We start from the raw sequence: 405 nt of genomic DNA, 5'->3' as shown, positions 1-405 counted from the left end.
CTCCGAGGGCTCGCCCGGGCCCGTACCCACCCGCCGGTCGAGGCCCTTTCGGAGCGCAGGTCGACTCGCAGCCCCAGCGACTCAGCAGCAGGCGAAGCCCACCCCAGCGACTCAGCAGCAGGCGAAGACCCAGCCGAGCGACGCAGCCGCAGGACGAAGCCCCAGCCGAGCGACTCAGCAGCAGGCGAGGACCACCGGCTGCCTACAGGAACTGAGCCGGGTCGAACTCGTCGATCGGCACCACGCGGATGCGCGGGAGCTCCTCGTTGAAGGCGTGCACGTCGTACTCGAGGTCGTGGAACTCGAGCCCGCGCTCGATGAGTGGGACGAAGGCGCTGCTGCGCATCTCGCGGAACGCGAGCAGACCGACCTTGCGGGTGCCCACGAGTGCGCCGAGCTGCGGGA

1 pseudogene is annotated in these 405 nt (G+C 70.4%); it reads right to left on the bottom strand.

The annotated features are described in order from the left end of the window. Positions 1-202: 202 nt before the first annotated feature. Positions 203-405: pseudogene (locus ASF38_RS00965) on the bottom strand (nuclease); the annotation flags it as partial.

This window comes from Aeromicrobium sp. Leaf272 (assembly GCF_001422865.1).
Classification (GTDB): domain Bacteria; phylum Actinomycetota; class Actinomycetes; order Propionibacteriales; family Nocardioidaceae; genus Aeromicrobium.
This window is presented reverse-complemented; position numbering and strand designations above follow the sequence as displayed.